This window comes from Bradyrhizobium sp. USDA 326 (assembly GCF_049739485.1).
Classification (GTDB): domain Bacteria; phylum Pseudomonadota; class Alphaproteobacteria; order Rhizobiales; family Xanthobacteraceae; genus Bradyrhizobium.
The window spans coordinates 1,704,473-1,728,020 of sequence record NZ_JBMGQA010000001.1 but is presented as its reverse complement, the minus strand read 5'-3'; the positions used below and the strand labels follow the sequence as shown (position 1 = coordinate 1,728,020).

Genomic DNA, 23,548 nt, shown 5'->3' with positions numbered 1-23,548 from the left:
TTACACTCGATATGAATTTTGGCGCGCGGGCCCGCCGTTTCTGCTCGCGTGTTTTCGCGACGTTCTTAATCGCCTTTTCGATCGTTCGTTGCCGCGGCAACAACCGATGATCACTATCATGCATGTCTGACCTCTAGCATTTCGGGCACAGCAGCTAAACCCGGTCGGGGCATACAAGCTGATCGCGCTCGGAATATTTGTGCGCGACGTCGATGCCCCATGCTAGCCCACATCCAGTCCTTTCGACGCACTACAAATCACAAGATTCCTGCGGTCCCATGCGTCAAGTTCGTCAACTGGGTATAAGACGGCTTTCCCGATCTTGATGTAAGCAGGCCCTGTTCGCATCGCGCGCCAATTCCGCAGCGTACCCACGGTAATCTCGCCACGATAGCGTGCAGACACTTCCTCGGTGGTAAGGAACTTAGCGTCTGTCATACGTCTTCTCCATCACTCCATCGTCCGAGCCGTCATGGTCGATACCGCTTTGATGTTTACATCTAGAATGACGAAAGAAAACGACAATCTCGATAGCCCTGCCAGCTTGCGTCGAACGCTGACGGGTTGGCGCGTCGACCTTCCTTGATCCTCGTGGGATAGCGCGACGGAGCGTAATAAAAATACTTAGTCCTCTCGGCTGCTGGCTTGCGATGTACCCAAGGTGCGAGCGCATCCACGATGGACATGAAAGGGAGATCGCACGAGAAATCCGATGCGGTGAAGTGAGGAACAGCTCTGCGGAAGCGGCCAAACGGGCGGAAATTTGTCGATCCCGGCATCCTGAATTCTCGGGAGGCTTTTGAGGGGAAAGCCTTCCCCTACGCCCGAGCCTGAGGTCTCGGTCGACCCCTTCTGCGGGGAAACCCCGCAACGCCCCCTTAGAGTGAGAGGGCGGACGGGCTTCGCCGTGACGGGTTGAAGAACGGAGGAGAGGCCTCCGGCGCCTGTCGTGGAGATGACCATGACCCAAGTCGAAGTTCTCGATGCTGCTTGCAAACACGCTGGCGGCTACAAGGTGGATGTGACCCGCGGCGAGCGCGTCGGCCGCGTATCCTCGGAGTGGTTCGCGCGGCCGGCGGACGAGCGCTATCTGTCACTGTCGGACCTCCATGCCACCGTGCGCGGACGGACAGAACGCAGCCGGACCCGGACCGTTGAGAGCGCTGCGATCCGAGTTGAGGCCAGCCGCGACGATGTCGAGCACCTGGTTCTGCGGCTGCCCGGTTCCGACGCGCCGGTCGCGCCGACTCACTGGAGCTTCGGCCAACTTGCCAGCCTGGTCGGAGCGCCCGCGGCCTACCTCCGGCAGCTTCCCGTGCCGCTGGCTGGCATCAATCTGCAATACGGCTTGACCTCCCATTCCGCCGAGCAGGTGAAGACGCTCGAGATCGAAGACGGTCGCGTCGAGCTTCGCGCCGTTACGGGCCCCGAATACGGGCGCATATTTGACCACGAAATCGTGGCGGCCGTTGAGCGCATCGCCGGCAATGGTACGGGCGACACGCGCTGGAAGATCCCTGGTTTAGGTCATCTTGCAACTGTATTCTTGAGCGCTGACACCTCCTGCGCAGGGAGGGCCTGATCATGGCGGCTAAAGATCGGGCAGACGTGTACACCCGCGTCACGGCGGAGATCATCGCGGCAATCGAGCAAGGTGCAGGCGAGTGGCACGCGTCGTGGTTTCACAACGGGACGAGCGTTGCCCGTCCGACCAACGTCGCATCGGGGAAGGGGTACCGCGGCATCAACACGGTAGCGCTCTGGGGTGCTGCCATGGCCAACGGCTACAGCGATGGCCTATGGGGCACCTACCGGCAATGGCAGGACTCCGGCGCGCAGGTACGCAAGGGCGAACGCTCAACCACTGTCGTGTTGTGGAAGCAGATCGCTTCGTCCGAGCCGGCTGGCGGCGATGACAGCGATGACGGTGGCCACCGACGGATGTTCGCCCGGGCCTTCTCGGTGTTCAACGTGGCGCAGGTGGATGGGTACGAGCAGCCGCCAGTGCAAGTCTTGCCGGAGAGCGAGCGTTTGGCGCATGCGGATGAGTTCATCGTCAACCTCGGCATCAAGGCGGTATTCGGTGGGGCGGAGGCTTACTATCTTCCATCGTCGGACACGGTGTTCATGCCCGACTTCGCTTCTTTCCGGGATGCCGCGTCGTTCTACGGCGTGTGGATTCACGAATCTGGTCACGCCAGTGGTTCGAAGCACCGGCTTGACCGCGATCTCTCGGGCCGGTTCGGTTCGGCTGCCTATGCCGCCGAGGAATGCTGTGTCGAGATTCTCAGCGGGCTTGTTCTTGCCGATCTGGGCATCGCCCATCACCCGCGTGCCGACCATGCAGCGTACATTGCCTCGTGGATCGAAGTGCTGAAGGACGATCCCCGCGCAATCTTCACTGCCGCCAGCAAGGCGCAACAAGCGGCAGATTGGATGCACGCGCAGCAACCCGCTCGGCATGAACAGGCGGCCTGATCAACGGTTGCGGGTGTTCGGCTCCGTCCCGTGCAGATGCACGGGAGACCGTAGTGCCCGCAGCTCCGCATCGAGCTTCGCGGCTCTTTTCTCGACGCGCGCAGTTGCCAGTTCTGCGTCCTGCGCGCGCTTGAGCAATCTCGCGTTCTCGGTTGCCAGCGCACGAAGCTGCTCCCTCAACTCGATTGCGACGGCGCGCCAGTCGGTTTCCGGCGCTTCTTTCGATGCCGCAGCAGCGTCGGTTCTATGCGAGGCGGTCTGGAATAGCTCGGTAATGACATCGCGATGATTGACATAGATTGCGTTGCGCCCGACGCCCGCTTCACGCGCAAGGGCGGCGACAGACAGCTTCGCGCCTCCCTCCCGCGCCAACAATCGCGCCAACGCCGCGCGCAGGCGATAGGCAGTTGTATCCCGGCGCTTCTGCTGGGGCGTGGAGCCCTTTTTATCATCGGGCATTATCGCTCTCCCCATTCAGCCCCCGGAGGATTCGGTCACATTCGAGGATGCGCTCTTGGGCGAGTTTCCGGCTTTCACCGTCGAGGGCAGGATGCTCAAGCAACTGAGCATTGCGCACCTTCCTATCTTCCCAAACGGCTCTATGGCGCTCGCTCACGGCGAAGTTGGCGCAGCGGGCACATACGCTCTGTGTGCGGAGGACTGCATTCGGTCCATGGTCATCACCCTGGCAGGCGGAATGCTCGCGACGATAGAGGCAGTAACCCCAGTCGCACACGCCCAGCACCATCCCGCTGTCTTTCAGGATGAAGTCTATATATTCGCCGAGATCGCTATCATGTGTGCGGCCCCGGAACGGCGACCGCGACGCGATCATGCGCCCGGCATGGCCTGACAGATTTGATGACGTTAGAAGATTCTCCAGTGCTGCCCGCGTTTCCTTCAGGATTTCGTCGTTGATCAATTCGGCGAGCTCGAAGTCCGTGCCCACATAAGCGGTATCGGTCATCACCCGGCTCACGTGCCCGAGATGCTCCTGGAGGGCGTGAAGGCCTGTCCTGTCACGCTTGCCGATGAAGCGTGCGAACGTCTTCCGTCCTTGATGTGCGTTCAGGTGCCAAGGTCTTCCTTGATGAAGAGGAAGGCCGAGCATTATTCGGAAGCTGCTGTTCAGCCGGCCGCCGAAGGCCCCACTGTGCGGGATGTCGATTGGCTGCCGCAGCAGCGTTGGATCCCGCGTTAGCATCCATAAGTTACTCGTCCCAAGTTTCTTGCGGATCGGGGCCGACAACCGCTCCAGTACGTCAATGACGCGGACCACCGGTTCGGGTGCGATCCAACGATGAGGCTGGCCGCCGTCGCCCGTCGCCATCTTGTAAATCCGTCCATGCAGATAGGTGATCTCCTGGCCATCCGGACCGACATGACGCTCTATGCATCCGGCCTCGAGCCCGAGGATTTCTGAGACGCGTGCGCCGACGAGCCAGGCAATCACGACGAAGCAGGCATCATAGATGCGCTCGATCAGGGCATGAATGTCTTTCAACTGCGCGACCGGTGCATGCCAGGGACCGTCTTCATTTAGCAAACTCGAGAAGTTGTCGAACATTCGACGGGCCTGTCCTTCGCCGGCAGGCGTCGGCCTCTTGCCGTCAAGCCGATAAGCATAGGCAACAGCCGCCAGATCGCGGAGCGCGATCACGTCATCAGCTGGCGTACCAACGAGTCGCAAGGCACCGCCGATCAACGCGGTTGCCACCGCATCAGGTGTATAGGGGAAGCCTCGACCCTGTCGGTCGAGGCGCGGAAGTCGGGGGCCGTGCTCATCCAGGAATCTGTAAAGATCGTCGGGAACGCTATCGACCAGCTTTTCCCGTTGAGCATGGAGGCGTGCCAGCATCGACAGATACCTGGCCCGAGTGGCAAGCGACAGCGCTTAGCCCTTCCGTCCCGGTCGTTCCCTCAGCGTGGTCATGAACCGGGCTGCAGCATCGGCATCAAGCTGATTGAAGCTGTCATATCCTTCACCGACCATCCAGCAGACTAGAACGCGCATCTGGTTGAAGATCGAGATCAGGGAGCCAGGTCCGAGCCGTCGTTTGCCCGCTGGCGGGTCGGTCCTGAGTGACCATAGGAAGCGTTTGACGGCCTCGCGCAACTCCGTCCATATTGGGTTGGTGAACCGGCTGCCATCGGGAAGCTCGAACGCCCAGTCGATCGTCCGGCTACTGTCGGTCACGCCTGGCCGGGTGAGATCGAAGCGCCATGTGTCATCATTCCAAGTCGAGGTCGAGGAGATTGCCTGCGACAAGGCTGAAGCACTTCGTCGGTTCGTTGCGACCTGCGTCATCGTTTCACTCCAGCGCTGGCAAGGCGGGTAACGAAGGCATCAGGCCACGCGCCTCCTCGTGAAGCTTGGCAGGGAAGTCCGGCAGGATGCCGCCGACAAGAAGATCATGGCTCGGCTTGTAGATCAGCACCCACCGCTGCGGGTCGAGGCGCGTGCGCGCCTTCTCCAGTTGCTCGATCGTCAGAAGAATGCGTGCGAGATGGATTGCATCGATCGGCACTACCAGGCCCGGACAGGACAGGCAGCCGCCGAAGTGCGGACAGAGTTTTTCCCCGCCAGCTGTCGGATCAATACAGCGATGGCCGAACGTCTCCGCAGTAAAAGCCGACGTTGACGAACGTGGACTGGATTCGCTGGGGGTTTCGAGGATCCAGCTCACCATCATTACCTGTAACCTGGCGATGGTTTCATACTGGAGCGCGCGGCTTTAATCTCCCCTGATATAGCGATCCGTCCGTTCCGGACTGCCATGATTGAGCACGGTCTGCGCCGCCCGCACGTCCCCGCCCGATGCCCGATAGTGCTCGATGGCGACGCTGCCTCGGAACATCCTGGTGTGGAAGCGCGGCAATGCGTAATTGATCGGGATGGTTGGCATTCCACGCATTGATACGTCGGTTCGCCCGCTCGATGAATCGAGCAATGGCGCCTTCAAGGGTTGTGCGCTGAATGACGCTAATGTTCCGACTTGGCCTGTGCATCAGGAACAGCCGATCCTTTTCACTCGCAGGTGCGCGTGCCGCCAGTGGGGCGGTCATTTTCAGCAGCTTGTCGATGAGATTGGGTGCCGCATAGCGCCGACGGCGATCGAAGGACCGGCGCTGGGCCCGTTTCACGAGGTGCCCAGCGCGGCCCTTTTGCCAGTCGATCATCGTCCGATGCTCGATCAGGGGATGAGGCTCAATGCAATCGCGGTCGATAAGCCGAAGCGCCTCGACGTTTCCCGCCGTCTGGATCGCGATGGCGATGAAGAAGGGGGCCAGACAGTCTGGTGTTGCGTGAAGATGGCGTTCGAACCTGTCGTGCCCACCATGGAGGTGTAACCTGCGGCCGAGTCTATCCGGCAAGGCGCGACGAGATGGCATCACGCCGTGCCCGAGGCGATGGAGTTCCCGCAGCATTGTTTCGAAGCCATCGGGATCATCGCTCTTGGCCTGAGCCGAAAGCAGTCGCTGCCCTTCCTCGAAGAGTGCCCAGGCATCCTCGATCTCTTCATAGCAGGACCGCAAGATAGCCTTGAGCTGCGAGCCGGACAGCCGGTGGCCTTCCTTCGGCGCATGCCTGCCGGGGAACGGATTAAACGGGAAGGATGGCCTAACCGGCAGCAGATCGGGCCGTCGCCTCGCTATCCACTCGGTCAGAAGCTTGACCGGTTGATAGCGGTTATGACGCAGGCCCGGAGCACGGGGCTTCCCGGTTCGCGAAGGCAAGCCGTCCAGCCACAATATGTATCGCCCGAACAATTCCGTCGTTAAATCAGCCGGCGCACTGCCGCCATCGGCCAGGAAGCGGGCGAAGAACTTCAGCGCGTTCCAGCATTGGTGACGCGTGGCAGGTGACGACGCCGCATGATGCCGATCCGATTGTTCGAGCGCGTCAAACCAGTCGTAAAGATGCTCGCCATAGGTTCGCACCGTTTCCGGCGAGTGCGCCCGCAACTCAGCCTGCTCAATCAGATAGGCGAAGGCAGGCTCGATGATCTGCATCTGATTAGAGAAGAGGAGGGGAAAGTTGGTCAGGATCGGGAGATAGCCAGGCGCAGCACGAACGATCATCGCCATGCCACGCCTCCAAGGGGGCTGGATCAGCATTGCGCCGGGAAATCCGCTCCGGGCTTCGGCTACGCCTCCGCCCTGCGCGGATTCCCCGGCGCAATGCCGGCTGGAGGCACGCTGATGCTCCCTTCGGGCATCTGCGCTAACGTCTCATACAGGACTATCGAGACAGGTCCGTGACGCGAACTATCCTGGCGTGCTCGACTGGTCGACTGGCGTCTACAATCCGAACGTCGATATCACCCAGGATACGACGACGCTCTACGCGTCCGATCGCGATGTCTTCGTGTTCCTGGTCGACGATCTCAATCCGATCGAGGCCGGCCGGTTGAGCGACGGCTCGCCGGACCTCCATTTCCGTGGCTTCTACTGCTGGAATTCCGAGGTGGGCGCGAAGACGCTCGGCATGGCGAGCTTCTATCTTCGCGCCGTCTGCCAGAACCGCAATCTTTGGGGCGTCGAGGATTTTGAGGAGATCACCATCCGCCACTCCAAATACGCCGCCTCACGGTTTGCCCACGAGGCGGCCCCGGCGCTGGCCAGCTTTGCCAATTCCTCACCGATGCCCTTCGTCAACGGCATCAAGGTCGCACGGCAAAAGATCGTCGCCCGCACCGACGACGACCGCAACGAATTCCTGCGCAAGCGTGGGTTCTCTAAGGCCGAGACAGCGAGGATCATCGAACGGGTGTTATCTGAGGAAGGGCGCAAGCCCGAAAGCGTATTCGATTTCGTGCAAGGCATCACAGCGGTTGCGCGCGGCAAGACTCATCAGGACGCACGACTCGATCTTGAGACGCGCGCGAAGCAGCTGCTCGATCGCGCAACCTGATACCTGGAAAGCCGGAGATGCGGAACGGCGTGTCTGGCGGCTTCATGCCCTTCCGTTCGTACTGATCGTCGGTTTGCGGCGGGGCCCTTGAGAGGAAGAGGGCCGCGCTGCGCTTCGTGACGGGTTGGAGGACCAAAGAGAGTCTTTGGGCCGCCCGTCGCGGAGTATCACCCATGGCTAACGCCGTTAAGAAGATCACCCTGTCGTCCTCGCGCGACATTCCCTTCAATAAGCTGGTGCTCAGCCAGTCGAACGTCCGGCGCGTGAAGGCGGGCATCTCCATCGAAGAGCTGGCCGAGGACATCGCCCGGCGTACCCTGCTCCAAAGCCTCAATGTCCGTCCGGTCCTCGACGCGGAGGGCGCCGAGACCGGCATGTTCGAGATCCCGGCCGGCGGACGGCGCTACCGTGCGCTGGAGCTGCTCGTGAAGCAAAAGCGCCTGGCTAAGACCGCGCCGGTGCCTTGTGTCGTACGCGACCCGGCGACCGACATTCTCGCCGAGGACGACTCGCTTGCGGAGAATATTCAGCGCGCGCCGCTACATCCGCTTGACCAATTCCGGGCATTCCTGGCTTTGCGCGAGAAGGGGCAGTCCGAGGAGGATATCGCCGCTGCCTTCTTCACGTCGGCTAATGTCGTGAAGCAGCGGCTGCGCCTCGCCGTGGCCTCGCCAGCGCTGCTCGAAATTTATGCCGACGATGGCATGTCGCTCGAGCAGTTGATGGCTTTCACCGTCAGCGCAGATCATGGACGCCAGGAGCAGGTCTGGCAGGCCATCTCCGGCTCTTGGCACAAGGAGCCCTATCAGATCCGCCGCATGTTGACGGAAAAGACGGTGCGTGCCTCCGACCGGCGCGCCGTATTTGTGGGTATCGACGCCTACGAGACTGCCGGTGGCGTGGTGCTGCGCGACCTGTTCCAGTCCGACGATGGCGGCTGGCTTGAGGACGTTGCTCTGCTCGACGGCCTGGTTGCCGAGAAGCTGAAGGTAGAGGCGGAAACGATCGCCGCCGAAGGTTGGAAGTGGATCGAGGTCGCGATCGACTTCCCCTATGGCCATACGCGCGGCTTGCGCGAACTGGACGGCGTGCCCGCCGATCTCACCATCGAAGAACGGGCGACCATCGAGGCGCTCGAGGCCGAATATGCCAAGCTCGAAGCCGAGCATGACGGCGCGGATGAGCTTCCCGATGAAGTTGACCTGCGCCTTGGCGAAATTGAGACGGCTCTCGCCGCATTCAATGATCGACCCGCCATCTATCAGCCGGCCGACATCGCCCGCGCGGGCGTGTTTGTCGGCATCGACGCCGAGGGCAAGCTCTTGGTTGATCGCGGCTACGTCCGACCCGAGGACGAAGTGCCCGTGACCGAACCGGAGCAGGGCACGGGCGGTGAACCTGTCGCCGCGGCCATGGATGGCGACGAACCATCAGCACCGGCTGTCCAGCGCGCCGTCATCACCATCGGCGGGCAGGTCGCGGATCCCGAGGACGAGGATGACGATGCGGTGAAGCCGCTGCCGGACCGTCTTCTGACCGAGCTCACGGCGGAGCGGACACTGGCGCTGCGCGACAAGCTGGCGATCACCCCTTCGGTCGCTTTCCAATCGGTGCTGCACAAATTCTGCCTGGACGTGTTCTCCCGCTATTCCTCCTTTGCTTCGGCGATGGAGGTCTCCGTGCGCAGCGCGAGTTTTCCGGTGCAGGCGCAAGGGTTGAAGGACACTCCGGCGGCCAAGGCGATCGACGCGCGCCACAAGACCTGGGAGGAGCGCTTGCCGAAAGACAAGTCCGATCTCTGGGACTGGCTCACGGCTCTCACGGGCGACGAGCAGGCGGCGCTCTTTGCGCACTGCGCCTCATTTGGCGTCAACGCGCTCTACGAGAAGGGCGACCGCTACGGCGGCGGCGCCACCCCGCACGCCGTCGAGCAGCGGATCGCGGATGCGAACTGCATCGCTCTCGCCGTCGACCTCGACATGGTGGCGTCCGGTTGGCGCCCGACCGTCGAGAACTATCTCGGCCGGGTCCCGAAGCGCCGCATCCTGGAGGCGGTGGGGGAGGGGGCCGGCGCGCGAGCTGCCCAGCTCATCGACCATCTGAACAAAGGCGACATGGCCAAGGAGGCCGAACGGCTCCTGGCCGGGACCGGGTGGTTGCCCGAACCCCTGCGAATGGCCGACGTCGACCAGGCTGCGAGCGCCGACGCCGTGCAGTCTGAAAGCGATAGCGAGGCGCTGCCGGAATTCCTCACCGGCGACGACGAGGAAGCTCCGGCCGATGAAGCGGACGAGCCGCACATGATCGCGGCCGAATAACTCGACCGCGCGGGCCGGCTTCGGCCGTCCCGCGTCTCTTCACTACCAATCCACCCCAAAGCCCGGCTCCCGCCGGGCTTTTGCATTTATTATGGAGGCTCTCGTGCCCCTTTTCACCATCGAGACGACCTATCGCCTGCGGATCTATCGGCAGCGAACTTACGACGCCGAAACGCTCGACCAAGCCTGCGATCTCGCGATCGCCGACGAGGGCTGGGACGACAGCAAGTCGGACGTTGAAGCATCCCGCCATACCTATGTCACTGGTGCATGGGAAGGCCGCGACGCCGCCTATATCGGCCGACTCCTGTCGTTTCCCTCACGTTTTGACGAGCAGGTCCAGCGCAAGGCCGACCATTTCGAGGTGCTGCTCGGTCTGCTTAAGATCCTCGCTCACGCTCCGGAGGGAGGCTCAGCGGATGTCGAGCTTTGGCGTCGGCGGGCGGAGGCCGCCATCGCGAAGGCCGAGGCCATTCTCGCGGCCGAAAACGATCCGATCGAGGGAGCTGCGTCATGAGGCAATACATCGTCACCGTCGTCAAGCACGACGCGAGCTACCTCGCAGAAGCCGCCGCCGAGGCTGACGACGGCTAAGGTTGGCCTTCTTGGCAGTTTGGATACTGAGGAATGCTCTGTGCGCGGCGCCCTGCCATCCGGTGGGGCGCCGTATCTCATGTCGGGCACCGCCTTGATGCTGAGAGCGAGAGGGCTGCCGGAACGGGTTTGAGCCGGTCCGGTCCAGAGAGAGCGCCGATCGGCTCGCCCGTTCCCGCTCTCCTTAAGGCTCCCCTCATGAACCACCTTTTCTGGATTGCGGCCGACGAGGCCGCCCCGGTCTCTCCTGTGCGCGCTGCTCCTGAGAGCGTCAGCGTTATCATCGCTGCGGCTGAGCAGCTTCTCCCGCATCTTGAGCATGGTCGGCGCATTGACGCCGCAATCCTACGCTCCGCAATGGAAGCGGCCTTCGGCGCATCCGATGCGACGGGCGCATGGGATTGGAAGACGGCCTACGATGCCTGTGAAGCTGCCAGCGCCATATTCCTGCGCAAATACGGAAAGGCGCTGTTCCGCAAAGCCGCTTCTCCGGCTTCACGACTTTCCGCCTTGGACAAGATCGCGAAGCTTCTGCCGACCCACACGCGTCGCTCTGCCGCGAGCGAGACTTTCCAGCAATTCTCGACCCCGATCTCGCTCGGCCTGGCCTCGGTGACCGCGGCCGCCGTTACGGCGGCGGATCGAGTGTTGGAGCCATCCGCCGGCACCGGGCTGCTCGCCATCCTAGCTAAGATCGCGGGCGGCGCCCTCGTGCTGAACGAACTGGCCGAGACCCGGGCCATGTTGCTCTCTTCCCTCTTTCCGGCCATTTCCGTCACGCGCTTTGACGCCGCCCAGATCGACGATCACCTCGATCCCACGGTGGTCCCGAGTGTCGTGCTGATGAACCCGCCGTTCTCGGCGATGGCGAACGTCTCCGGCCGCATGGCCGACACGGCGTACCGTCACATCGCCTCGGCCCTGGCCCGTCTGGCCGATGGCGGCCGGCTGGTGACGATCACCGGCGCAAACTTCTCACCTGAAGCATCTGCCTGGCGCGATGCTTTCGCCCGATTGCAGGAACGCAGCCGCGTGGTGTTCACCGCCGCGATCGCCGACACGGTCTATGCCAAGCACGGCACCACGATGGAGACGCGCCTCACCGTGATCGACAAAGTGCCTGCCGATGATCCGAACGCGTTCCCGGAGTCGCCGAGAATGGCGCCCGATGTCGCGACGCTGCTCCGTTGGATCGGCGAACACGTTCCACCCCGCCTGAGCGTCGCGTCAACCGCTGCACTTCCCATGTCAGCATCGCCGGCGCCTCGTATTGTGCGCGGCTATCTCGCGCGGGCCGCTGCGCGGTCGGTCAACGCACCGGTCACCGATCCCGAGGGCGTCGACCTCGCCTACGAGACATTCGATTGGACACCGCCCGAGGGCGCGCGCCTCAGCGACGCCATTTACGAGGAATACCGTCTCCAATCGATCCGGATCGCCGGTGCGCAGGCGCATCCGACGAAGCTGGTGCAGTCGGCCGCGATGGCCTCGGTCGCGCCGCCGAAGCCGAGCTATCGGCCGCGCCTGCTGGCGAATCTCGTCAGCGACGGCATCCTGTCCGACGCCCAGCTCGAAACCGTCATCTATGCTGGGGAGGCGCATGGCAACTATCTCGCCGGCGCCTGGACGGTAGACGAGACCTTCGATCTCGTCACGGCTGCCCGCGACGATGCACCGAACGCCGTCCGCTTCCGTCGAGGTTTTATGCTCGGCGACGGGACCGGTGCCGGCAAGGGCCGCCAGTCCGCCGGCATTATTCTGGACAACTGGCTGCAGGGCCGGCGCAAGGCGGTCTGGATCTCGAAGTCCGATAAGCTGCTCGAGGACGCCCAGCGCGACTGGTCGGCCCTCGGCATGGAGCGTCTGCTGGTCACGCCGCTCTCGCGTTTCCCTCAGGGGCGCGACATCCGGTTGGTCGAAGGCGTCCTATTTTTAACCTACGCTACGCTGCGGTCCGACGACCGCGGCGAGAAGCTTTCACGCGTCCAGCAGATTGTTCAATGGTTGGGCTCCAACTTCGACGGCATCATCATTTTCGACGAGAGCCATGCCATGCAGAATGCCGGTGGCGGCAAGAGCGAGCGGGGCGATGTCGCGCCCTCGCAGCAGGGTCGTGCGGGCTTGCGGCTGCAGCATGCGCTCCCCAATGCCCGCGTCGTCTATGTCTCGGCGACCGGCGCCACCACGGTCCACAATCTTGCCTATGCCCAGCGGCTTGGGCTGTGGGGTGGCGAGGATTTTCCATTCGCCACCCGGGCGGAATTCGTCGAGGCGATCGAGGACGGCGGCGTGGCGGCGATGGAGGTACTCTCCCGTGATCTTCGCTCACTTGGCCTCTACACTGCCCGCTCGCTTTCCTACGACGGCGTAGAATATGAGCTGGTCGAGCACCAGCTCACCGACGAGCAGCGGCGCATCTATGATGCCTACGCCGGTGCGTTCGCCATCATTCACAATCACCTCGACGCGGCGATGCAGGCCGCCAACATCACCGGCGAGACCGGCACGCTCAATCGTCAGGCGAAGGCGGCCGCACGCTCGGCCTTCGAATCGGCCAAGCAGCGCTTCTTCGGCCATCTGCTCACCAGCATGAAGACGCCGACCCTGGTCCGCTCGATTGAGCGGGACCTGGCCGAGGGCCATGCCGCGGTCATCCAGATCGTGTCGACCGGCGAGGCGCTGATGGAGCGGCGGCTCGCCGAAATTCCACCTGAGGAATGGAATGACGTGCGCGTGGACATCACGCCGCGCGAATACGTCCTCGATTACCTCGCCCATTCCTTCCCGGTGCAGCTCTATGAGCCCTTCACTGACAGCGACGGCAATCTCTCGTCCCGGCCTGTCTTCCGCGACGGCCAGCCGGTCGAGAGCCGCGAGGCCATCGCCCGCCGTAATGAGCTGATCGGAAGGCTCGCTTCGCTCCCGCCCGTTCCCGGCGCGCTCGACCAGATCGTGCAGCGTTTTGGCACGGACCTCGTGGCGGAAGTGACCGGACGTTCGCGGCGCGTGGTGCGCCGGGGTGACCGCCTTGCCGTCGAGAACCGTTCGGCCTCCGCCAATCTCGCAGAGACCGCTGCGTTCATGGATGATTTGAAGCGCGTACTTGTCTTCTCGGAGGCTGGCGGCACGGGCCGTAGCTACCACGCCGAGCTCTCGGCGCGTAATCGCCGGCTTCGGATCCATTATCTGCTCGAGCCGGGTTTGGAAGGCCGATGCCGCGATCCAGGGCCTCGGTCGAACCAACCGCACCAACCAGGCGCAGCCACCTCTGTTCCGCCCCGTTGCGACCGACGTCAAGGCGGAGAAGCGCTTCCTCTCGACCATTGCCCGCCGGCTCGACACGCTCGGTGCCATCACGCGCGGCCAGCGCCAGACCGGCGGCCAAGGCCTGTTCCGGCCCGAGGACAATCTTGAGAGCCACTACGCCCGCGATGCGCTGCGCCAGCTCTACCTGCTGCTCGCGCGCGGCAAGGTCGAAGGCTGCTCGCTCCAGACCTTCGAGGACGCCACGGGTTTGATTCTCGTGGACGAAAACGGCATCAAGGACGAGCTGCCGCCGATCACGACGTTCCTGAACCGGCTGCTCGCGCTCACCATCGACCTGCAAGGCCTACTGTTCACGGCCTTCGAGCAGTTGCTGAACGCCAAGGTCGAGGGCGCCATTGCCAGCGGCGTCTATGACATCGGCCTGGAGACTCTGCAGGCTGACAGCTTCGTCGTCACCGATCGGCACCCGATCTACACGCACCCCGCGACCGGCGCGGAAACCCGGCTGCTCACGATCACGGAACGCCGGCGCAACCGTCCAATGACGCTGGATCATGCACTCGATTATCTCGCCGATGCTCGGGCTGTGCTGCTGGTCAACGAGCGCTCGGGGCGTGCCGCCGTGCAGTTTCCGGCGCCGAGCTTCATGCTCGATGACGGCGAGATCGAACGCCGCGTCCGGCTGATCCGCCCCATGGAGCAGCATCATGCTTCGATGAAGGTGATGGACGAAAGCCACTGGCAGCCTGCAGATCGCGAGACGTTCGCCGCAGCCTGGAACGCCGAAGTCGTCGAGGTCCCTGAGTTCGCCGAGAACACCCTCCACATCGTCGCTGGTCTGCTGCTGCCCATCTGGAAGCGGCTCCCGAACGAGTCGACCCGGGTCTATCGACTTCAGACCGACGAGGGCGAGCGCATCATCGGTCGCAGGGTCTCGCCGGCCTGGGCGGCGAACGCTTGCCCGACAGCGACCTGCAGCTTGACCCCACACGAGGCTTTCTCGGCGCTGATGGAGGGGCGCACCGTCCTTAACCTCGCCGAGGACCTGCAGCTCCGTCGCGTCCGCGTGATGGGCGCCCATCGTATCGAGCTGTCCGGCTTCACCGATGCGATGCGTGAGCGGCTGCTCGCGTACGGCCTCTTCAGCGAGATCATCTCGTGGAAGCTGCGCATGTTCGTGCCGACCAATGAGACCGGTGCCGTGGTGCTGGCAAAGGTGCTCGACCAATACCCGGTCCAGCGCATCGGCGAGCGGGAGGCCGCCTGATGGCCCGCGACAACGCTTCCGAACTGGCCCGCCATCTCGCGCGTGACGCCGAGGCTGTGTGCCGCCATTACCTGTCCAACGGGCGGCGTCAGGGCCGCTACTGGACAGTAGGCGACGTCCGCAATACGCCAGGCCGGTCGATGTTCGTCCGGCTCAGCGGACCGGAATCTGGTCCTGGCGCCGCCGGGCACTGGCGAGATGCCGCCTCGGCGGAACATGGCGACCTTCTCGACGTGATCCGCGAGAGCTGCGGTTTCACCAATTTTCGCGATGTCGCCGATGAGGCACGACGCTTTCTGAGTCTACCGCGTCCGGAACTGGAGTCCGAGCCAAATCACCACCGGTCGAGACAATTGCCCGCGCCCCTCGGATCGCCAGAGGCGGCGCGGCGGCTCTTTGGCATGGCGCAGTCGATCGTGGGCACGCTGGGAGAAGCGTATCTCCGCAATCGCGGCATTACGGCTTTGCACGAAACCGGAAGTCTGCGCTTTCATCCGCGTTGCTACTACCGGCCCGACGACCACAGTCCGACCGAGACTTGGCCGGCGATGATCGCCGCCGTCACCGATCTGAACGGCCATCTGACCGGCGCGCATCGCACCTGGCTTGACCCCGGAGGCTTCAGCGAGACGACGCTCGGCAAGGCGTTGATCGACACGCCGAAACGGGCGATGGGCGACCTGCTTGGTCACGCCGTTCGATTTGGCGTAGCTGGTGACGTCATGGCGGCCGGCGAGGGCATCGAGACGATGCTGTCGCTCCGCAGCGTCCTGCCGGCCATGCCGATGGTCGCGGCCCTCTCGGCGGCGCATCTCTCCGCCATCCTCTTCCCGGACACGCTCCGCCGGCTCTACATCGCTCGCGACGACGATCCCGCAGGTAGCGGCGCCATGGCGACCTTGATCGATCGGGCGCAGGAGGTCGGGATCGAAGCAATCGTGATCTCGCCACGGCTCGGCGACTTCAACGAGGATCTTCGCCTGCTCGGATTTGAAGCCCTTCGGGCCGCGAGCCGCGTGCAGATCGCGGCGCAGGACGTAGCGCGCTTTATGGAGCTGGCGGCATAGCCGGAACGGGGAGGGGTGCCGCGGCCGCTTCGTTACCGCGAGGCCGGTGGCCATGCTTCCCTCGGCGCCGGAGAGGACCGCCCCACGGCCTTCTTAAGAGGGCGATCGGGCGGCAAGCGGCCCGGACCGGCAACCTCGTGGGCCGACTATTTTCCGTCGGCGGGAGAGCCGCCTTTACATCGCGAGGCAAAATAGTCGGCCCCCTTCGGTCCTCCGCTCCGCTTCGGCCCTTCGCTTCGCTGCGGGTGCAAGTCCGTTCCGCCTGCCGCCTTCGTCGCCATGAAGGCCGCGATGGGCGCGGTCGATCCCGGCGAGGAAAGCCGCAATGACCACCGACCACGACGATGATTTCGAGCCGCACCACAGCTCATCCCCGACCGACCAGGTCCTCCAGGAACTCCAGCTCTATAGCTACCGTGCGTTCCAGGACGAGCCTGATCCGCGGCCGCTTCCCGAAGCGCACATCCTCGCCGGCAGCGTCGCCGACATCTTCGATGGTCTCGTGGTGGCGCTGTCCGATAGCCGTCTCGAGCCCGACCTCGAAGACTTGCTCTGGTCAATGGTGAACGTCTTCCATCGCGCCATCGACAGGATCGAGCGTGAGCTCGACGACAACGAGCTGGCGCAGCAACGCTCGCAGCGGGAGCAGGACGGCAGCGAGATCAAATGCGTCGAGCTGGAACGACTGACGGCGGAAGGGCAGACGCTGATCGAGCGACGAGGCGCCTTCGAGCTGATGCGCGACCACGCCGCCGAGGAGTTCGAACGCCACACCCACTCGAGTTGGCGGCCGCGCAACGGGTCGAAGGTCAACCACCGCAATCTGACCGCCGCGATGATTGACAGCCGCGATTTCCTGTCCGCGAAGAAGCGCGCCGACAACCAGGTGCTCGTGCCGCCCGGCCCGAAGGTCGCGCTGACAGGCGGTCTCGACTTCAGCAACCACCGGCTAATCTGGGCTAAGCTCGACCAGGTACACGCCAAGCACCCGGACATGGTGCTGCTGCACGGCGGATCCCCCAAGGGCGCCGAGTTGATCGCCGCCAAATGGGCCGATAACCGCAAGGTCCCGCAGATCGCCTTCAAGCCCGACTGGGCTAAGCACGCCAAAGCCGCTCCGTTCAAGCGCAACGATGCGATGCTCAATGAGCTGCCGATCGGCGTGATGCACTTTCCCGGCACCGGGATCCAGGACAATCTCGCCGACAAGGCCAAGAAGCTAGGCATCCCGGTCTGGAAATTCGGCGGCGCGTGAGCGCCGCCGTACGTTGTCGTGCAGAATTACGCGTGAGCTCAGGGTCCAATCGCGCCATCAAATAGCTAACGGCCTTCAGGCGTCCTCATCGCAATAGTACGAGTCATCAACGGCGCCCGATGTCTCCAGCTCCGGTCGCCTATAGCCGATTCGACCGGCCACGCGCTCAAATGTCATCATCGTCGTAAAAGCGATCGAATCCCCGTGGAACGGCTTATCCGGATCGTTCTCTCCATTGAGAGCGCCTGAGACATTTGCCACAAGCACATCGTCTCCGACGTCCAGGCTTATTTTGTCGATGTAAAGCTCGTCAAAAAAAGCATTCGTCGTTGCCATCTCACCCGAGAGAGCGTCCTCGATCATCAAGGGATCTTCTTGAATGAAGGACACCTCGATATACTCTTCGAGATCTCGGGTGTACCAAACCTCACCTGAAAGGTAGCCGTTTTTACTGAGAAAGCCGGAGAGCTGCGACGCCAGTTCGTCAACATTGGGTAGGCCCGCGGGGAGACCGTTGAGCTGCTGCACCCGGTGGTCCATCAAGCGGAGATCAGGTATTAGGATCGCGGCTTCGTCCAAAGCAGAAAGCTGGTATTTGGGTTCGGTCCTTAAAGCCGCCGCGGTGCAATAGCCAAAATACGAAGCCACGATCTCGTGGGCGTGACATGACCCGAGCTTGCCGCCGGTCAGATTGTTGAACGTCATACGCAGAAAGTCTGCGCAGTCCTTTTGGATGGTAGACATGGCAAATCCTATTCACACCGGCGTCTTAGTGGCAGTCACAAGCGCTTCATGACCACCGCGCGCCGGCAGAATGGTTGCCGTTCGGGTGTTCGATTGGGAAATCGAGATGCCGCCTTTTGGGTCGCTTGCAGCCCAGGCGATCGGCTCCTGACGCCTAATATGGTGACTTTGTCGGTCGCGCGCAACCGGATTTGTGATGATTCCGATTCCTGGCGTTTGCTGCTATACAGCGTTCGCGCCGTGGTGGTGGTGGAAGGCGCGACCGTCAGACCTTTATCTCACGGAGACTACCCACCATGATTATCTTTGGACCACTGCTTATCCTAGTTGGCATCGGCTTTTTCTGCTGGCTGCTGTTCACGCTCGCTGTCTTCGCACTGCCCTTCTTCGTTGGCCTGACGATCGGCATCTGGGCCTTCCACACCGGCGCCGGGGTGTTCGGCGGCATCGCAGCAGGGCTCGTGGCGGGCGGTGCAACCATTTGCATTGGCCAACTCGCGCTCGCCTTCGCGCCATGGACTTGGCTTCGGCTCCTGATCATCCTCCTCTATGTTGCGCCCGCCACGGTCGCCGGTTACAGCGCCACGCACGGAATTACCCAGATGGTGATGTCATCACCCGCGTGGCAGATGTTTTTCGCGGTCGTCGGGGCTGTTGCCGTTAGCATCACGGCCTTGGTTCGCTTCACCGGGATGGCCTTAGACGAACCAGCAAGACAACGCGTGGCGCGAGGCTGACATCAGTGCTGGGCGCCCGGCAGGACCTAATCAGACCAGATATTACGACGGCTTCGAAGCGTCGCCAGCGATTAATGTGGACGCAGACACAATCAGCATCATGGGACGCTCCAGTTCTTCGGCCAATTGCGGCATCTGCTGGATCTGCTCGCGTGTTGGGGCAAACTCCTCGACCCGCCGAATTTGAAAGCCCGCGCTGATCAGCGTGTTCAGGGTAGTGCCAAGCGTCCTGTGGTATTTCAGAACGTCCTTGGCGAACCAGTCCGTCCGACGTTCACCCTCGACGGAATATCGATTGACTGGCCAGGTTTTGCGGCCCTCCTCATCGGAAATCCAGTGCGGATGTGCCGCTGCCATGAAGATCGGATGCTCAATTGTAAAGACGAAATGCCCGTCAGGAACCAGCGCCTTGCGGATCACGCGCACGAGGCGGCCAAAATCCTGAACATAGTGAAAGGTCAGTGCGCTGTAGGCGAGGTCGAAAGCCGTCTCAGGTAGGTCCAGTGTGTCGAGATCGGCGATGCGATACTCGATGGCGGTGTCCGCTGTGTGCGCCCTGGCACGCTCGATCATGTTCTGCGACAGATCCAGACCCAGAACCGAGGCCGCGCCCTGCTCGCGCATCCAGCGCGAGGCCCAGCCGAAGCCACATCCCAGATCGACGACACGTTTCCCGCCCAGATCGGGCAGCATAGCCCGGATCGCGGGCCATTCAGGAGCGCCGTCCAGTCCATGCACCTGTCGGGGCAACTGGCTGTAGCCAGCGAAGAAATCGGGATTGTCGTAAATATTCTGCGCCATGTCTGCCTGCTATTCGGCTTTTCGCTCTGCCCCGGACAGTTCCTGCAGATCCAAGCAGAATTGTCGCGGTCTACGACGCGTCATGATCCTACTCACATCAGCTGCGCAAAAGGCATTGAATCAACGGGCTTCTCGTGCCAAACACGAAAAACCCCGGCATGAAGGCCGGGGCTCCCGTGATGCCACGACGTACATCCGGCCGCGACAACCAGGCGACAGTTAGCATGGGGTTTTCGAAGAAAATGTGACCTTCGCGTCGTCGTTCTTGAATGCCGGCCGATTTCAGCGTGCTCGTTCATTTCATCGAGTCGGGGCACTCCATTTCTTCTGTCCAAGACCTACGAACGGGCGGGACAACGGATCCATCGAGCCGCTTTCGCGCGGAGACTTGCGATCTGCTCGTTCAATGATTTAGATGAGAAGGTGTTTTTTCTTTTTGGAGCAAATGACGTGGCGTTAGGGACTGTTAAGTGGTTCAACCCGACCAAAGGCTATGGGTTCATTGCGCCGGACGATGGCGGCAACGATGTTTTCGTGCACATCTCGGCGGTAGAGAAGGCGGGCTATACCTCGCTTGTTGAAGGCGCGAAGGTCAGCTACGAGCTGGTGACGAACCGCAGCGGCAAACAAGCGGCAGAAAATCTCCGCCTAGGATGAGGCGGAGCTCGACGTCCCGGCATTCTTTGAGCTAGTCCGAATCTCGTGCTTTTGAGACATTTGGAAGATATCCCAGTTGGCGCTTGAGGGCGGCCAAAGTGAGCCGGCTGAATCCAAACGTGCGGTCGCCTCAGTTAGGTTGGCCCACGCTTCGTCCTGCCGCGAGACAGCTGCCAAGCCGATCTTAATGCTATTCTTACGACACCGAGTGTCTTGGCTGCGTAAGGCGCGCCCCAATTCAGGCAGTATCCTGGTCAGCGCTCGATGCGCGGAACGTTCTTTTCGCTCCAGGCCGTCGACCACGACGAGGGCCTCGCGATAGTGCCGTATCGCTTCGATGGTTTCTGTGTTCGAGGTTGCTATTGTCGCTCATCCGATTCTATTCTCCCTCGAGCTCTTAACGGGTACCGTCCTGCACCAGATCCTCCGTGGGCTGCACGGCTCCTATGTCGTGACCTCTGCGCCGTCCAGGGAAAGGCCTGGCGACGGCCGATAGCGTCACATTGAACGGGCGAATCAGGCATCCAGCGCGCTCGCGATTCTTGTCTTCGAGCTAGACTCAGAGCGGCCCAAGCGTCGAGCCTCGACCGATCATCGCAGAGTGGCAGTTTCGTGGCAGTCCTTGTGCGGCTTCGACAAAACGGCGACGGATCACAGATACGGCCAGCCGCTCTCGTGAACGTGGTGTGCTGTCGACGCGCTATCGTGGAAGCGGAGATCCGTCCACCTGCAATAGAGAGAGCTCATCACCATTGGATTCGGTGGCGCCAACTCTTTCATTGACTCGCAGATCGCCACGTTCTCCTTGATGTCAGCTCTGTTCGGACCGAGCGCACCAAACGGCCTCTTCGATGGATTGATCTGGCCGAAGGACGGCTGACGCCTCGACCGCCTATGGCGCAACGGCGCCGATCGACTTTCTTCCCCTGCCGGCTGCGCCGTCATTCCTCGCGAAACAAGAAAGTCGCCTGGCTGCCATCCTCCGCTGGCGCTTCGGCCCCTTCGGGGTGCGCCGTCGATCGCCTCCGGCCTGTCGATCACCATCGAGGCCGCAAGGTGCGGGCTCGGAAAACTTCAAATCAAGGAGAACTACCATGGCGACCATCGGCACCTTCAAGAAGTCCGGCAACAACGAGTTCAACGGCCAAATCGTCACCCTCTCTCTTCAGGCCAAGAATGTCCGGATCGTCCCCGAAACCAGCCGCTCGGGCGACAACGCCCCCAGCCACCGGATCTATGTCGGCCGGGTTGAGATCGGGGCCGCCTGGTCCAAGCGCTCCAACGAGGGCCGCGACTATCTCGGCCTCAAGCTCGACGACCCGAGCTTCACCGCACCGATCTTCGCCAACCTCTTCGCCGATGAAGAGGGCGAGGGCTTCAGCTTGATCTGGTCTCGTCCCAACCGTCGGAACGGCGACTGATCCGATCCGCAACGCCTCGCCCGGCTGGCCCGGGCGGGGCATCGCTAAGCTCAAGAGCTGGCCGCGCAGAGCTTGGCGAGCCGGTGCACGTGCCGGATCGATCCCGATCAGCGAGCGCGAACCTGACCGGCCTTGATCGGCCGTCTCTGATTGGCCTCCAATACGGTTTCGACGATGTCCTCCCAGTCGGGGCAAATTGCGACGAGACGATCCAGCACCGTAGGATCGCGCTCGATCTGGCCGAGCGCCTGAGCGCGCCATTGGTCGTTGAAGCTGATGCTCATCAACCCCAAACATTCGACGACCGAACTGTCAGGCGGCAAGTGTTCCAAGACTGCCGTCACTATGCCGGTCCATTGTTGAAGTAGACGCCAATGCTCAGCGGCGGGTCCGCTCTCCAACTTCTCTTGAAGGAGATCAATCAGCAAGAGGAAGCGAATCCGCCAAGGTTGGGGCCTGAGGTCCCCGACGTAAGCGTCCACGACTTCGCGGATGTCGGCTGGCAAGTGCTCGTACAGGGTCATAAAGCCTACTCCATCTCACTCAGCACGCCCTTCCATCCCAGGAAACGTATGCGTCTCTGGAGACAGACCAGATTTACGTAAAGGTCGCCTGTCAACTAGGGCGTGTTTTTATAAAAGCAATGTCGGCTTCCTAAGGGAAGAGTGGGAATCTTCTGCTGGGAAGGGTCGTTACCGCTTTTGGCCCGTGGCTGACTTTCGCGTAGGGCGCGGTAATGTCCGCTGTCGAGTGACAAGCGAAACTAGGTTCAGGTGGGTAACGAGGCAGCTAGTGACCCTGGCTGTGTGAAAAGCCACGAGTGGGCTACGGATTTCTCCGTTTCGTGATGGGGATACGGATGGGATGCTTCGTTGAAGGCGCGGACAGATTCCGGCGGACGCTCTTGCTGGAATGTCTGGACGATTGGGTAGGCGAGGGCAACGCGGTGATCGACTGTTTGTCGAGGCGCTCGACCTGCATGGAATGGGATTTGTCTGGCTCAAACCGGACAATGACCGTTCGGACCTTCACAAAACCTTCACAAACATCGAGCTCACGCGACGCGCATACGTGGGTTGCAATTGTGGATCGCGGCGTACTTGCAACTATTTCCCGACCATGCTGAAAGCAAAATCTGGCACTCGGCGGTCGCGAGCCTTTGAAGTTTGTTGTTGAAGGTGAGAGCGTCTGCAAGTGATTAGGATGTTGCTGCGCGTAACGAACGCACAATTGAGCAAATGTTAAGACCGTTCCGCGCCACTCCGCATGGAGCAGGCGGCGGATGCCTCGCAGCGAGTTACTTGCAGTGATGCGTCCAGGCGGAATAAGCAACCGTCTGCTGGCAGCACTGCCAGCGGCGGACTTCGACCTTTTGGCGCTTGAGCTGGTGACGGTCGCGCTCGATCACGACGCGGTCCTCGCGCGAGCGGGTGACGAGATCGAGCATGTCTTCTTCCCTCATAGCGGCGCCATCTCGCTGATGTTCGAGATGGCGAACGGGGACACGGTCGCCAGCGCCGCAGTCGGGCGCGAGGGGGCGCTAGGCCTTCTTTCCGTGCTAGGGCCGTCACCTTCGGCCGCCACCGCCGTCGTCCGTGCGGCGGGCACCGCGTCGCGGATCCCCGCATCGCGATTTCACGCCGCCTTCAACCGGAGCCCCGCGATCCGGCGCGCGGTCCAGCTTCACACCAGGGCGATGCTGATGCAGTTTCAGCTCGGCGCGGTTTGCAATGCGCTGCACCCGGTCGAAGCCCGCATGGCACGCTGGCTGCTCCATTTCCGCGACCACATCGACCACGACGTGCTCCCACTCACGCATGAGGCGCTGTCGCAAATGCTCGGCGTGCGACGAACGACGGTGACGCTCCTGATGCGCAATCTGCGTGCGGCCGGAGGGATAAGATCTGATCGACGGGGCCAAATCGAGATCGATCGATCGCGGCTCGCGGCGATGGCGTGCGAATGTCACAATACGATGCGACTCGAAGTTGAGGAGATCTTTCTCAAGTAGCGCGGCCGACCGCGTG

Annotated in this window: 18 protein-coding genes and 3 pseudogenes; 12 read left to right on the top strand and 9 right to left on the bottom strand. The window is 62.3% G+C overall.

Translation table 11 applies throughout. From position 1 onward, the window contains the following. Positions 1-222: 222 nt before the first annotated feature. On the bottom strand, positions 223-438 hold the full coding sequence (locus ABIG06_RS08290) for a helix-turn-helix transcriptional regulator (protein WP_424578213.1): 216 nt from the start codon (positions 436-438) through the stop codon (positions 223-225). A gap of 523 nt (positions 439-961) precedes the next feature. Here ABIG06_RS08290 and ABIG06_RS08285 point away from each other — a divergent pair. Beyond that, positions 962-1,525: pseudogene (locus tag ABIG06_RS08285) on the top strand (DUF932 domain-containing protein); the annotation flags it as partial. A 59-nt stretch (positions 1,526-1,584) separates the two neighbouring features. After that, positions 1,585-2,478 carry an ArdC family protein gene (locus ABIG06_RS08280; protein WP_424578212.1) on the top strand — a complete coding sequence of 298 codons (894 nt, stop codon included), beginning with the start codon at positions 1,585-1,587 and terminating at the stop codon, positions 2,476-2,478. On the opposite strand, the gene ABIG06_RS08275 is transcribed toward ABIG06_RS08280, so the two are convergent. The 5 genes from ABIG06_RS08275 to ABIG06_RS08255 are packed head-to-tail and all read right to left on the bottom strand — an operon-like array spanning position 2,479 to position 6,567. Then, positions 2,479-2,937, bottom strand: coding sequence for a TetR family transcriptional regulator (locus tag ABIG06_RS08275; protein ID WP_424578211.1), 459 nt, complete (start codon positions 2,935-2,937; stop codon positions 2,479-2,481). It lies immediately after the preceding gene. Then, positions 2,927-4,336 (bottom strand): integrase, encoded by a 1,410-nt coding sequence (locus tag ABIG06_RS08270; RefSeq protein ID WP_424578210.1) that lies wholly within the window; start codon positions 4,334-4,336, stop codon positions 2,927-2,929. Before ABIG06_RS08270 ends, ABIG06_RS08275 begins: the two co-directional genes overlap by 11 nt. 36 nt (positions 4,337-4,372) lie before the next feature. Next, on the bottom strand, positions 4,373-4,786 hold the full coding sequence (locus ABIG06_RS08265; protein ID WP_424578209.1) for a hypothetical protein: 414 nt from the start codon (positions 4,784-4,786) through the stop codon (positions 4,373-4,375). Between the two features lie 4 nt (positions 4,787-4,790). Next, entirely contained in the window at positions 4,791-5,171 is a 381-nt protein-coding gene (locus ABIG06_RS08260; protein ID WP_424578208.1) for a hypothetical protein, read from the bottom strand. Between the two features lie 22 nt (positions 5,172-5,193). Then, positions 5,194-6,567: a hypothetical protein gene (locus ABIG06_RS08255; protein WP_424578207.1), complete on the bottom strand. Its 1,374-nt coding sequence runs from the start codon at positions 6,565-6,567 to the stop codon at positions 5,194-5,196. A gap of 184 nt (positions 6,568-6,751) precedes the next feature. On the opposite strand from ABIG06_RS08255, the pseudogene ABIG06_RS08250 reads away from it, so the two are divergent. From ABIG06_RS08250 to ABIG06_RS08225, 6 genes and pseudogenes are all read left to right on the top strand, one after another. Further along, positions 6,752-7,393, top strand: a pseudogene (locus tag ABIG06_RS08250) (DUF932 domain-containing protein); the annotation flags it as partial. A gap of 173 nt (positions 7,394-7,566) precedes the next feature. Then, positions 7,567-9,711 (top strand): ParB/RepB/Spo0J family partition protein, encoded by a 2,145-nt coding sequence (locus tag ABIG06_RS08245; protein WP_424578206.1) that lies wholly within the window; start codon positions 7,567-7,569, stop codon positions 9,709-9,711. A 103-nt stretch (positions 9,712-9,814) separates the two neighbouring features. Further along, a complete protein-coding gene (locus tag ABIG06_RS08240; RefSeq protein WP_424578574.1) occupies positions 9,815-10,228 on the top strand; it encodes a hypothetical protein in 414 nt (137 codons plus the stop codon). Between the two features lie 275 nt (positions 10,229-10,503). Next, positions 10,504-14,839, top strand: a pseudogene (locus ABIG06_RS08235) (strawberry notch-like NTP hydrolase domain-containing protein). Further along, the gene (locus ABIG06_RS08230) at positions 14,839-15,906 is read left to right on the top strand and encodes a DUF7146 domain-containing protein (RefSeq protein ID WP_424578205.1); all 1,068 of its coding nucleotides are present in this window, start codon (positions 14,839-14,841) and stop codon (positions 15,904-15,906) included. Before ABIG06_RS08235 ends, ABIG06_RS08230 begins: the two are co-directional and overlap by 1 nt. 325 nt (positions 15,907-16,231) lie before the next feature. Beyond that, entirely contained in the window at positions 16,232-17,161 is a 930-nt protein-coding gene (locus tag ABIG06_RS08225) for a DUF2493 domain-containing protein (RefSeq protein WP_424578204.1), read from the top strand. Between the two features lie 75 nt (positions 17,162-17,236). Here the strand turns inward: ABIG06_RS08225 and ABIG06_RS08220 are convergent, their stop codons facing one another. Then, entirely contained in the window at positions 17,237-17,905 is a 669-nt protein-coding gene (locus ABIG06_RS08220; protein ID WP_424578203.1) for a hypothetical protein, read from the bottom strand. 296 nt (positions 17,906-18,201) lie between these two features. Here ABIG06_RS08220 and ABIG06_RS08215 point away from each other — a divergent pair, with 296 nt between their 5' ends. Then, positions 18,202-18,642, top strand: a complete 441-nt coding sequence (locus tag ABIG06_RS08215; protein ID WP_424578202.1) for a hypothetical protein — start codon at positions 18,202-18,204, stop codon at positions 18,640-18,642. A 42-nt stretch (positions 18,643-18,684) separates the two neighbouring features. Here the strand turns inward: ABIG06_RS08215 and ABIG06_RS08210 are convergent, their stop codons facing one another. Continuing rightward, the gene (locus ABIG06_RS08210; RefSeq protein ID WP_424578201.1) at positions 18,685-19,443 is read right to left on the bottom strand and encodes a class I SAM-dependent methyltransferase; all 759 of its coding nucleotides are present in this window, start codon (positions 19,441-19,443) and stop codon (positions 18,685-18,687) included. A 450-nt stretch (positions 19,444-19,893) separates the two neighbouring features. On the opposite strand from ABIG06_RS08210, the gene ABIG06_RS08205 reads away from it, so the two are divergent. Together ABIG06_RS08205 and ABIG06_RS08200 are read left to right on the top strand one after the other, a co-directional pair. After that, positions 19,894-20,100, top strand: a complete 207-nt coding sequence (locus ABIG06_RS08205; RefSeq protein ID WP_211959214.1) for a cold-shock protein — start codon at positions 19,894-19,896, stop codon at positions 20,098-20,100. Positions 20,101-21,194: 1,094 nt separating this feature from the next. Continuing rightward, entirely contained in the window at positions 21,195-21,521 is a 327-nt protein-coding gene (locus tag ABIG06_RS08200; RefSeq protein WP_370142622.1) for a DUF736 domain-containing protein, read from the top strand. A gap of 107 nt (positions 21,522-21,628) precedes the next feature. On the opposite strand, the gene ABIG06_RS08195 is transcribed toward ABIG06_RS08200, so the two are convergent. Then, complete coding sequence (locus ABIG06_RS08195; protein ID WP_424578200.1) at positions 21,629-22,045, bottom strand: hypothetical protein; 417 nt, start codon at positions 22,043-22,045, stop codon at positions 21,629-21,631. 758 nt (positions 22,046-22,803) lie between these two features. On the opposite strand from ABIG06_RS08195, the gene ABIG06_RS08190 reads away from it, so the two are divergent. Beyond that, positions 22,804-23,532, top strand: a complete 729-nt coding sequence (locus tag ABIG06_RS08190; protein WP_370124210.1) for a Crp/Fnr family transcriptional regulator — start codon at positions 22,804-22,806, stop codon at positions 23,530-23,532. Positions 23,533-23,548: the final 16 nt, after the last annotated feature.

Bases quoted from the DNA above. Each gene is read 5' to 3' on its own strand.
- ABIG06_RS08290 (WP_424578213.1), bottom strand. From the start codon at position 438: ATGACAGACGCTAAGTTCCTTACCACCGAGGAAGTGTCTGCACGCTAT.
- ABIG06_RS08280 (WP_424578212.1), top strand. From the start codon at position 1,585: ATGGCGGCTAAAGATCGGGCAGACGTGTACACCCGCGTCACGGCGGAG.
- ABIG06_RS08275 (WP_424578211.1), bottom strand. From the start codon at position 2,937: ATGCCCGATGATAAAAAGGGCTCCACGCCCCAGCAGAAGCGCCGGGAT.
- ABIG06_RS08270 (WP_424578210.1), bottom strand. From the start codon at position 4,336: ATGCTGGCACGCCTCCATGCTCAACGGGAAAAGCTGGTCGATAGCGTT.
- ABIG06_RS08265 (WP_424578209.1), bottom strand. From the start codon at position 4,786: ATGACGCAGGTCGCAACGAACCGACGAAGTGCTTCAGCCTTGTCGCAG.
- ABIG06_RS08260 (WP_424578208.1), bottom strand. From the start codon at position 5,171: ATGATGGTGAGCTGGATCCTCGAAACCCCCAGCGAATCCAGTCCACGT.
- ABIG06_RS08255 (WP_424578207.1), bottom strand. From the start codon at position 6,567: ATGGCGATGATCGTTCGTGCTGCGCCTGGCTATCTCCCGATCCTGACC.
- ABIG06_RS08245 (WP_424578206.1), top strand. From the start codon at position 7,567: ATGGCTAACGCCGTTAAGAAGATCACCCTGTCGTCCTCGCGCGACATT.
- ABIG06_RS08230 (WP_424578205.1), top strand. From the start codon at position 14,839: ATGGCCCGCGACAACGCTTCCGAACTGGCCCGCCATCTCGCGCGTGAC.
- ABIG06_RS08225 (WP_424578204.1), top strand. From the start codon at position 16,232: ATGACCACCGACCACGACGATGATTTCGAGCCGCACCACAGCTCATCC.
- ABIG06_RS08220 (WP_424578203.1), bottom strand. From the start codon at position 17,905: ATGTCTACCATCCAAAAGGACTGCGCAGACTTTCTGCGTATGACGTTC.
- ABIG06_RS08215 (WP_424578202.1), top strand. From the start codon at position 18,202: ATGATTATCTTTGGACCACTGCTTATCCTAGTTGGCATCGGCTTTTTC.
- ABIG06_RS08210 (WP_424578201.1), bottom strand. From the start codon at position 19,443: ATGGCGCAGAATATTTACGACAATCCCGATTTCTTCGCTGGCTACAGC.
- ABIG06_RS08200 (WP_370142622.1), top strand. From the start codon at position 21,195: ATGGCGACCATCGGCACCTTCAAGAAGTCCGGCAACAACGAGTTCAAC.
- ABIG06_RS08195 (WP_424578200.1), bottom strand. From the start codon at position 22,045: ATGACCCTGTACGAGCACTTGCCAGCCGACATCCGCGAAGTCGTGGAC.
- ABIG06_RS08190 (WP_370124210.1), top strand. From the start codon at position 22,804: ATGCCTCGCAGCGAGTTACTTGCAGTGATGCGTCCAGGCGGAATAAGC.